This is a genomic window from Glycomyces sp. L485, assembly GCF_022548875.1.
GTDB lineage: Bacteria > Actinomycetota > Actinomycetes > Mycobacteriales > Micromonosporaceae > Glycomyces.
In genome coordinates this window covers 1-340 of record NZ_JAKZEW010000030.1, presented here as the reverse complement: position 1 = coordinate 340, position 340 = coordinate 1, and positions in this window count along the sequence as shown.

The following is a 340-nucleotide window of genomic DNA, read 5'->3' as shown; positions in this document are numbered from 1 at the left end:
GGCTGCGGGTGTGTGGAGGTTCGGGCCGGTCGAGCACGGAGGCTCGGGCCGCTCGGGTTTGCTGTTTTGGCCCTGGACACGGGGAATGGCTCGAAGCCGTTTCCGGTTTCGAGCTGGCGGCTGTATGAGGCGCCTTCCCCGCCACGGCCTCCCGCGGCGGGCAGGTTAAGAACGGGATGGGATCTTCGATCACGTTCGAGCGCACCGGAATCAGCGGTTCGTTCGTCTTCGGGTGCACCAGAGTCATCGCCGCAGCCGGTGCCGCCGGTACGGCCGCTGCCGCTGGTGGTGTGGTCGGCGTGGGGGCGTGCTCGTCTTCGGGGCGGAAGCGTCCGCCCGG